The organism is Segeticoccus rhizosphaerae (genome assembly GCF_009192725.1).
Taxonomy (GTDB): Bacteria; Actinomycetota; Actinomycetes; order Actinomycetales; family Dermatophilaceae; genus Segeticoccus; species Segeticoccus rhizosphaerae.
Genome location: NZ_VOHR01000138.1, coordinates 1 through 9,473, shown reverse-complemented (window position 1 = coordinate 9,473; position 9,473 = coordinate 1). Strand labels below are relative to the sequence as shown.

Here is a 9,473-nt window from a genome sequence, read left to right as displayed (position 1 = left end):
GCACAGCGCCCGACGCTGGTCGTCGGTGGCGGTGCCCGAAGCGCCGCGGGGCAGGTGCGCCGGGTCGCGGAGCGCCTGGACGCGCCCGTGGTGACGACCGCGAACGGCAAGGGCGTACTGGACGAGACGCACCCGCTCTCCGTCGGAGCAGGTCTGCACCACCCGTCGGTCCGGTCGCTGCTGGAGGACTCCGACGTGGTGCTGGCAGTCGGCACCGAGCTGGCTCCCTCCGACCTGTGGAACGGCCCGATGGTGCTGGACGACAAACTCGTTCGCGTGGACATCGATGCCGTCTCGATCACCACGAACAGCAATCCCTCGATGCGGGTGGTGGGCGATGCCGCTGTCGTGGTCGACCAGCTGCTCACGGCGCTCGGCGGCGAGGACTCCGACACCGCGTCCGGTGACGATGCGGGACGGGCTGCCACGGCGCGCGCCGGTCTCAGGGCGGATGCCGCGGTTGAGGGAGAGCCGTGGCGCGATCTCGTCGAGGCGCTCTCCTCGATCGTGGGCGACGACACCGTGGTCGCGGGCGACAGCACCATGTCCTGCTACTACGGGGTACTGAGCGGCGTGCGGGTGCACCGGCCCGCCGGCTTCCTCTACCCGACGGGAGGTGGCACCCTCGGCTTCGGCCTCCCCGCCGCGATCGGGGCGGCGCTGGCGCCGGATCGTCCCCGCGTCCTGGCGCTGCTCGGGGACGGCGGCGCGATGTTCACCCTGCCCGAGCTGGCCACGGCCGCCGCACTCGGGCTGTCCCTGCCGATCGTGGTCGTCGACAACGGCGGCTACGGCGAGATCCGCAACGAGATGGCCGATCGCGGCGACCCGATCGAGGCGGTGCGGCTCGGCGGCGTCGATTTTGCTGCGGCCGCGCGGGCACTCGGGTGCCATGGTCTCGCCATCCGCTCCGGGGCCGAGCTCGCACCGGCCGTCGAAAAGGCGTTCGCGGCGGATCGACCGACCCTCCTGCACGTCACGGAAAAAAGTCGCGCAATGCAGGACGGGGTCGTGTGAAAGTCACATCAAGGTCGGGCCAGGCCCCGCGCCTCCCTTCAGAGGATGAGCTGCGCCGCCCCCGCAAATCACGCGGAAGCAACGATATTTCCCACTTGCCGCCCATATCCTTGACTCCGAACGCGAAGCAGGCGACTGTTTCTTCAACTGCTCGGTCCGTTGACCCTGGGAAGGAACCCCACGACATGACCTTCAAGCGCACTCTCGGACTCGTGAGCGCGGTGGCCATGGCCACGGCGCTCGCCGCCTGCGGCTCCGGCGACAACTCCGGATCCGGCTCCGGTTCTTCTGGCGGTTCGAGCGGCGACTACGGCAACTGCAAGGTCACCAGCAAGGCCAACAGCATCAAGATCACGCCCGCCGTGGCCGACACGCTGACGGTGGAGACGACCCTGCCGGCCCAGGGGTGGTGGAACGGCACCACGGCCGACTCGATCAAGGACGGCTACGAGTACTGCATGGCCGCCAACCTGGCCAACATGGCGGGCCTGTCCAAACTGGACATCAAGAACGTGTCGTTCGACCAGTTGGTCGCCGGTCACACCAACAAGTTCGACCTCGCGCTCGCGGAGATCTCGATCACCCCGGAGCGCGCCAAGGTGGTGGACTTCTCCACTCCGTACTACGACTCCAACATCGGCGTGCTGACCAAGAAGGGCGCTGGCATCACCGCGGACAACATCAAGAGCAAGCGGTGCGCTGCCTACTCCGGAACCACCTCGGTGCCCTTCTTGAAGGACAAACTGAAGTGCAAGACGCAGAACATCTACCCCGACTCGCAGACGCTGTACCAGAGCGTCCTGTCCGGTCAGTCAGATGTCGCGCTGTTGGACACAGCCATTGTGCTGGCCGAGGCGAAGCAGACTGGGGACAAGCTCGAGGTGGCCGGACAGTACAAGACCGGTGAGCACTACGGCGCGATCTACCCCAAGGGCTCCAAGAACGAGAAGGAGTTCGACAAGGGCATCCAGACCATGGTCAAGGACGGCACCCTGAAGGAGCTGTCCAAGACCTACCTCGGCCCGGCATTCGGTGGCGACCCCACGTCGGTGCCGGTGTGGCAGGTCAAGTGAGTCCTCACGAACCGACGCAGGTCTGGTGTGCTCGATGAGCACACCAGACCTCGTCGAGGTAGAGACGCTCCCGGCGCCGCCGCCGAGCCAGCCCCAACGCGTCACGGGTGTGGCCGTCACTGCCCTGGTCGTCGACGTGGTCGGCATCGCCCTGATGGTGTTTGCCGGCTTGCTGCTACGCGATTACAACCACGGCGGCATCTTCTCGACCATCGTGGCCATCATCTTGGTGCTGGGCTCGCTCTATCCGCTCTGGCCGACGATCCAGGGGTTCCGGGGCGGGGCCAAGCGCAACCGGTTGCTCCACAACGACGAGCTGGTGGCGGCGCGCCGAGCCTCCGCTCGTGGCCGCGAGGACGCCACGATCGGCCTTGGCTACGGCGCTGCCGCCATCATCGTCGCCGGTCTACTCCTGTTGGGATTGACCAACTCCGGCGCAGTCGCAGAGACCTTCTTCCGCACGGACGCGTGGCATCAGTCCTTCGGTGAAGCGATCCAGGCCTTCTGGATCAACATCTGGGTGGCTGTCGTCTCCTTCGTGCTGGTGCTGATCTTCGGACTGATCCTGGCCATCATGCGCATGTTGCCCGGCCGCGCCGGCGCACCCCTGCGGCTCATCGCCACGGTGTATTGCGACGTCTTCCGAGCGGTTCCGGCGATCGTCACGGTCTTGCTCGTGGTCTTTGGCCTTCCCTTGGCCTTCACCTTCACTCAGAGGTGGAACCCCGCCTTCATGGGTGTCGTGGCGCTGACCTTGACCTATTCCGCCTACGTGGCCGAGGTCTACCGTGCAGGTCTGGCCTCCATCCACCCCAGCCAGAGCGCCGCTGCCCGGTCTCTCGGTCTCAGCTACGCGCAGACGTTGCGAGCGGTGCTGGTGCCACAAGCCGTGCGGCGGATGGTCCCGCCGTTGATGAATGACTTCATCAGTTTGCAAAAGGACACGGCGCTGCTGTCGATCGCAGCCATTCCGGAAGTCCTGTTGGTCACCAAACTCTGGGAGAGCAAGCTGTTCAACCTCTCACCTGTCACCTTGGCGGCAGTGTTCTTCATCGTCATCACGATCCCGCAGGCACGCTTCGTCGACCACCTGATCAACCGTGACGCCGCCAAGCGGGCAGGGGGCTGAGGCCATGTCATTCCTGGAGATCGAGGACGTCCGCAAGTCGTTCGGCCACAACGAGGTCCTCAAGGGCGTCACGCTCAATGTCGAGCGGCACGAAGTGGTCTGCCTGATCGGGGCCTCCGGCTCGGGCAAGTCCACCCTGCTGCGCTGCGTCAACCAGCTCGAGCAGGTCAACGGCGGTGAGATCCACATCGACGGTGACACCGTCACCGGAGCCGGGGTCGACCTCAACAAGCTGCGACGCGACGTCGGCATCGTGTTCCAGAGCTACAACCTGTTCCCCCACATGTCCGTGCTCGAGAATGTCATGCTCGCCCCCACCCGGGTGGTCGGCATCTCGAAGGAGGAGGCCAAGGAGAAGGCGATGACCCTCCTGACCTCGGTCGGGATGCAGGACAAGTCGAGCGCCTATCCGGACATGCTCTCCGGCGGGCAGCAGCAGCGCGTCGCCATCGTGCGCGCGCTGGCGATGGAACCGCGGGTGATGCTGCTCGACGAGATCACCGCAGCGCTCGACCCGGAGCTCGTCGGTGACGTGCTCGAGATCGTCCGGGAGCTCGCCCACGGCGGACTCACCATGCTCTTGGCCACGCACGAAATGGGATTCGCCAGGGAAGTCGCCAGCCAGGTGTGCTTCCTCGACAGCGGTTCGATCTGCGAGAACGGTCCGCCCGAGCAGATCTTCGACAACCCGACGGAACCGCGCACCCAGCAGTTCCTCAGCCGGGTGGTGAAGTCCGGCCGCCTGTAGTCACGACAACGGAAAACGCCTTGGGGCACGCGCTGAGCGCGTGCCCCAAGGCGTTTCCTGACGCGGCCCGGTCAGCCGTGGAAGATCGGGTCACCACCCGACGTGACCCGGATGTAGTTGCCGAAGGCGATGGGGGGGAAGTCGCCCACGGAGTAGATCCCGTAGAACTGCTCGGTGATCCGGTTGCCCGCCACCACCGTGTGGACGTTCTTGGGCGCGTCGGCCCCCGGCGGGACCTCGGCCCCCGGGTTGGCGAACACGATGACGCCCGCGGTGTCGGGGGCCTCCTGGGCACCCCAGTTGTTGGCCCTGAGAGTGTTGCCGAGCACCGCCACGTTCCTGGTGGAGGAGTTGAACGCCTCGGCGTTGACGATGACTCCTCCCTCGAAGGAGTTGGTCACCTTGTTGCCCACGACGCTGACGTCACTGACCCATGAGTTCGGCAGATCGGCCGCCACGACGATACCGGCCACGTCCGGCCCCGACTCGGACATCGTTCCCGTCCCGATGATCCGGTTCCCGGCCAGGAACAGGTGGGACAGGTGACCGCCGAAGTTCTGGGTGGCGGCGACGAGGCCACAGCCCCCGTAGTTGGCCGACATCGTGTTGCCGACGACCCGGTCGTGGGTAGAGGCCCTCAGCGGGGCCGACGGGTTCTGGTTGATCGTGCCGGGGTTGTTCGCTCCGGTGTCCATGACGCCGATCCCGCCGCGTCCGTTGTCGGTCACCCGGTTGTTCTCGACGGTGGACCAGGAGACGCCGAACAGGCTGATGCCGAACGACTGCCCGACATACGAGTGGAGGCCGCTGCCCGGTAGCGCAGGCGCGGAGCTGTCGAGAGTGTGGAACCCGTTGTCGTGGATCCGGGAGTTCTTGATGGTCAGGTATGACGTGTCGTAGGCCAGGATCCCCTGGAAGTTCGCCCCGGTGACCACCACGTCGTTGACGGTGACGTGCTGCACGCCCGGCCCGACGAAGATCCCGATGTCACAGCCCGTGGCGTCGACTCGCCGATTCGCCAGGTACTGGTGGGAGTGTGCCACGACAGCGGCGCTCAACCCCGAGTTGTCCACATTAGGCGTACAGTTCGGCGCTGCCTGCGCGGCGCCCGCCCCGACGACACCGATCGCTCCCAGCAGCGCGGTCGAGACCGCCACCGCTCCCACTAGTACAGGCTTCCACTGACGGGTCATGCGACACGCTTCTCTCCAGATCAGGCGGCGGCCACCGCACGCTGACAGGCATCGTCCGGTGGCCGATGACCTGTTCAGTGTTGCCACCGGCAGAGGCCGCGACAATAGACCCAGGTCCTGTCTTCCAAAGCGGTGAAACGGATGCCGCACGAGTGGGACGCTGGGGACATGGCGTCCGGCTCTGCGGTGACGCGCCCGGCGATCATGGACTCGCGAGGCGCGGGGATCGCGCTGTTGGGGGCGGCGTTGCTGTCGATGGCCTGGATCGAGATCTCGCTCGACGTCTTCGGCCACCCGACGCCGTTGTGGACCAGCGTGCTGGTGCCAATCACCGGGCTCGCCTACGCTGCCGCCGGCGCGGCCGCCTGGTGGCGCAGGCCGTCCAACCGGCTGGGCCCGATCATGGTCGCCGGCGCCTTGGTGTTGTTGCTCGGCGGACTCGGAGACACCGACGTGCCCGCACTGTCGGTGGTCGGCGTGGTGCTCGCCACCGCTCCACTTGCGGTCGTGGTGCACCTGCTGCACGCCTTTCCCTCCGGCCGGGTCCGGTCGATGCCGTCCCGGTACACGGTGGCCGCGGCCTACGCCGTGTGCCTGTTGCTCCAGATCCCGCTCTACCTGTTCGCGCCGTCCGCGAGCCCGCACGGGATGCTTGCTGCAGCCAACCGCCCGACCCTGGCGGCGGCGGGCTCCTGGCTGCAGATTGGCGCGGGAGCCGCCGTGATGGTGGCAACCGCCCTGATCCTGGCGGGTCGGCTCCGCGCGACTCCCGCGCCACGCAGGCGGGTCCTCGCGCCCCTGTACGGTTACGGCATCGTGGCGGTGTTGCTCGTGCCGCTCGTGCCGGACGTGCTGCGGCCCCTGGCCGGACTCACTCCGGCGCTCTCCGGGGCGATCCAGGTGGTGGTGCTGGCCGTCGTGCCGGTCGCCTTCGTCGGTGCGATGCTCCTGGGCGGCTTCGCCCGCACCGGCGAGATCCAGGAGCTGAGCGCGTGGCTGGGCGCCACCGCCGGTCGGCGCCCCTCGCTGGCCACCGCGCTGGCGGCCGCCCTGGGCGACGACTCGGTCCAGCTTGCGTTCTGGGTGCCCCGCCGCGACGGCTACGTCGATGCCGAGGGCCACGTGTTGCCCCTCCCGACGCCCGACACCGGACGCGCGGTGGTCGAGGTCGAGATGACCGGGCGTCGGGTCGGTGCGATCGTCTACGACGCCACGATGATCGGCGACCCTGGACTCGTGCGTGCCGCGGGCCGGGTCATCGCGATCGCGCTCGACCAGCAGCGGTTGGCCGCCGAGCTCAGGGCCAGCGAGCGGAAGCTGCGGGTCTCCCGTGCCCGGATCGTCGAGGCCAGTGACCGGGAACGGCGCCGGATCGCGCAGGACCTGCACGACGGCGTGCAGGCTCAGTTGGTGCTGCTCGCGGTCGAGGCGCAACGCCTGGCGGCCATACCGGGCACGCCCGGAAGCGCTTCCGAAGCCGCCACCCGGCTCAGGCTCCGCATCGACGACGCGGCAGCCGGCCTGCGCGAGCTGGTCTATGGGGTCATGCCGGCGCCGTTGATAGAGCGCGGCCTGGGTGCCGCCATCGAGGACCTGGTGGACCGGATGTCGTTGCCGGCCAAGCTCGATCTGGGCCCCGAGGAGTGGCTGCCCGGGCAGGTGCAGGCCACCGCGTACTTCCTGGTCGCCGAGGCGATGAGCAACACTGCCAAGCACGCGCACGCCACGAAGATCGGGGTGCGGCTGACCCACCTCGAACGCGTCCTCATCGTCGAGGTCGACGACGACGGTGTCGGCGGCGCCGACGTGGGCACCGGGCTCGGGCTACCCGGCCTCGCTGACCGGATCGACGTGCTCGGCGGCCGGCTCCGGGTCGAGAGCCCGGCCGGTGGCGGCACCCACATCGTCGCGGAGCTGCCGTGCGGGTCCTGATCGGTGAGGACGAGGCGCTGTTGCGCGAGGGCCTCTCCCTCGTCCTCGTGCACGGCGGTTTCGACGTCGTCGGCACCGCACGCAGCGGCGCCGCACTGGTCGCGGCCTCCGACGAGCTGCGTCCCGACCTGGTGATCACCGACATCCGGATGCCACCCGGCCGCACCGACGACGGGTTGCGGGCTGCGCTCAAGATCCGGGCCACCTGGCCGGACCTCGCCATCGTCGTGCTGTCCCAGCACCTCCAGCGCCGTTACGCCCGCGAGCTGCTCGACGCCCCGACGGCAGGCACCGGCTACCTGCTCAAGCAACGCATCTCCGACATCGACACCTTCTGCGCGGACCTGCGGCGCGTCTGTGCCGGCGAGACCGTGCTCGACCCCGAGGTGGTGGCACTCATGCTCTCCCAGGCCAGGAGCGAGCACGATGCGCTCCACCGGCTCACCCCGAGACAGCACGAGGTCCTCACGCTGATGGCCGAGGGCCGCAGCAACGCCTTCATCGCCCACGCCTTGAGTGTCACCGAGAAGGCGGTGGTCCAGCACGTCTCGCACATCTACAGCGAGCTGGACCTGCCACCCAGCGAGGACGACCACCGCCGGGTGCTGGCCGTGACCCGATATCTCGGCCGCTGAAGGGTGATGGCCCAGTCAGATCGGTGGAGCTGAGGGGACTCGAACCCCTGACCCCCTCGTTGCGAACGAGGTGCGCTACCAGCTGCGCCACAGCCCCGTGGTGCGGGAGCAAAGATAACACCGCCGGTGCGGCGAACTGAAACCGGCAGGCTCGTGCCGACGAAGCTGCGACCCGTCCCGGCTCAGTCGGCGCTGGTCACCTGGTCCAGCAGCGCCAGGTCCTCCAGGGTGGGCTCCCAGAGCCCGGCCTCGACGTTGGCCCGGACCTGCTCGGGCCGGGTCACGCCCGCGATGACCGAGGCCACGGCGGGTTGGGCCGCCAGACCGCCGATCGCGACCTGCAGCATGCTCAGATCGCGCTCCTTGGCGAACGAGGCGATGGCCTCGATCCGGTCCCAGTTGGCGCCCTCGAGCCGGGCTCGCTGGGAGTCGTCCGCCAGCCTCGTGCCCTCCGGTGCGGCCGCGCCCCGCCGGTACTTGCCGGTGAGCAGGCCGTACTCCAGCGGGAAGAACGGCAGGATGCCGACACCGACCTGTTCGCAGGCCGGGACGAGCTCGTCCTCGGCTCGGCGGTCGAGCAGGGAGTACTTGTTCTGGGCGCTGACAAACCGTTCGAGACCGGCGGTGTGCGCGGTCCAGTCGGCGTCGACCACCTGCCACCCCGCGAGGTTGGAGCTGCCGAGGTAGCGGACTTTGCCCTCGCGCACCAGCTCGGTGAGCGCCGCCAGGGTCTCCTCGATCGGTGTGACCGGGTCGGGCGCGTGCAGTTGGTAGAGGTCGATGTGGTCGGTGCCTAGCCGGGTGAGGCTGGCCTCGACGGCCCGGCGGATGTAGCGGCGCGACCCACGGACGCCGTGGTCGGGACCGTTGGCACCCTTCATGTCCATGCCGAACTTGGTGGCGACGACAACGTCGTCCCGGCGGCTCCCGAGCGCCTTGCCCAGCAGCGTCTCGCTCTGGCCCAGGCCGTAGGTGTCCGAGGTGTCGAACAAGGTCACCCCGGCATCGAGCGCGGCGTGCACCACATCAGCGGTGCCCTTCTCGTCGACGCGGACGCCGAAGGCGTTGCAGCCGATCCCCACTGTGCTGACCATCAGGCCGGAGTCGCCCAGCGGTCGATAGGTCATCCGTGTTTCCGTCATGCTCAGACCCTACGCACGCCGGCGGGAGGGTCAGCCGGCGGCGTAGACGGCGGGAAGCTCCTCCAGCTCCTCGTCCAGTGCGAGCCCGTCGAACGGCAGGTCCCGCCCGTATGGCGCCTCGCCGCCCTGGTGAGGAGCGTCACCGTCCGCGCCGGTCGGCATACCGGTTGTGCCGGTGCCGCCATCCGCGTCCGACGGCTCGTCGGCGGCGGCGCGGTCGAAGGGCTCCGGCGTCGGTGTCACCTCGGCAGGAGCGGAGGCGGGACGCTCGGCCCTCGCCTTGAGGGTGTAGGTGGGCGGAGGCACGGGCACCGGCTGCCAGTCGCCGGAGCGGCCCTGCGGCTCGTCGGCGGTTCCGGCCGCGGCGGCAGCGGGCTGCTCGATCTCGACTGCCGGTGCATCCGGGTCGTAGACCGTGTCGAGGTGCCGGTCCGCCCGTGCCGCAGTGGCATTCGCCGCAGACAGGGTTGTCGCCGGACGGCGCGGCTGTGCGCTCGCCGGGGACGGCTGGTGTGCGCGGCGGCCCGACGCCTCGGCGACGCGGCGCTCCCGCACGCGGTGTGCGGTGCGGGCGGCGTGTTCCTGACGACTCCGCCGGCGCCGG

Annotated in this window: 8 protein-coding genes, 1 tRNA gene and 1 pseudogene; 6 read left to right on the top strand and 4 right to left on the bottom strand. The window is 68.8% G+C overall.

The window, feature by feature from the left end; all coding sequences use genetic code 11:
- From FRW57_RS12140 to FRW57_RS12125, 4 genes are all read left to right on the top strand, one after another.
- Positions 1–1,017: thiamine pyrophosphate-dependent enzyme (locus FRW57_RS12140; RefSeq protein ID WP_238999407.1), on the top strand; the 1,017-nt coding region annotated here is incomplete at its 5' end.
- Positions 1,018–1,202: 185 nt separating this feature from the next.
- Entirely contained in the window at positions 1,203–2,090 is an 888-nt protein-coding gene (locus FRW57_RS12135) for an ABC transporter substrate-binding protein (protein WP_137119987.1), read from the top strand.
- A gap of 136 nt (positions 2,091–2,226) precedes the next feature.
- On the top strand, positions 2,227–3,219 hold the full coding sequence (locus FRW57_RS12130; protein ID WP_162308114.1) for an amino acid ABC transporter permease: 993 nt from the start codon (positions 2,227–2,229) through the stop codon (positions 3,217–3,219).
- Between the two features lie 4 nt (positions 3,220–3,223).
- Positions 3,224–3,967 (top strand): amino acid ABC transporter ATP-binding protein, encoded by a 744-nt coding sequence (locus FRW57_RS12125; RefSeq protein ID WP_137119989.1) that lies wholly within the window; start codon positions 3,224–3,226, stop codon positions 3,965–3,967.
- Positions 3,968–4,038: 71 nt separating this feature from the next.
- Here FRW57_RS12125 and FRW57_RS12120 read toward each other — a convergent pair whose 3' ends face one another.
- Positions 4,039–5,160: a right-handed parallel beta-helix repeat-containing protein gene (locus tag FRW57_RS12120; RefSeq protein WP_137119990.1), complete on the bottom strand. Its 1,122-nt coding sequence runs from the start codon at positions 5,158–5,160 to the stop codon at positions 4,039–4,041.
- 168 nt (positions 5,161–5,328) lie between these two features.
- Here FRW57_RS12120 and FRW57_RS12115 point away from each other — a divergent pair, with 168 nt between their 5' ends.
- Together FRW57_RS12115 and FRW57_RS12110 are read left to right on the top strand one after the other, a co-directional pair.
- Complete coding sequence (locus tag FRW57_RS12115; protein ID WP_202911358.1) at positions 5,329–7,092, top strand: sensor histidine kinase; 1,764 nt, start codon at positions 5,329–5,331, stop codon at positions 7,090–7,092.
- On the top strand, positions 7,080–7,727 hold the full coding sequence (locus FRW57_RS12110) for a response regulator (protein ID WP_137119991.1): 648 nt from the start codon (positions 7,080–7,082) through the stop codon (positions 7,725–7,727). The genes FRW57_RS12115 and FRW57_RS12110 overlap by 13 nt, the downstream gene beginning before the upstream one ends.
- 24 nt (positions 7,728–7,751) lie before the next feature.
- Here the strand turns inward: FRW57_RS12110 and FRW57_RS12105 are convergent.
- From FRW57_RS12105 to FRW57_RS12095, 3 genes and pseudogenes are all read right to left on the bottom strand, one after another.
- A tRNA-Ala gene (locus tag FRW57_RS12105) sits at positions 7,752–7,824 on the bottom strand.
- Positions 7,825–7,909: 85 nt separating this feature from the next.
- Complete coding sequence (locus FRW57_RS12100) at positions 7,910–8,869, bottom strand: aldo/keto reductase (RefSeq protein ID WP_238384467.1); 960 nt, start codon at positions 8,867–8,869, stop codon at positions 7,910–7,912.
- Positions 8,870–8,899: 30 nt separating this feature from the next.
- Positions 8,900–9,473 (bottom strand): annotated as a pseudogene (locus FRW57_RS12095) (hypothetical protein); the annotation flags it as partial.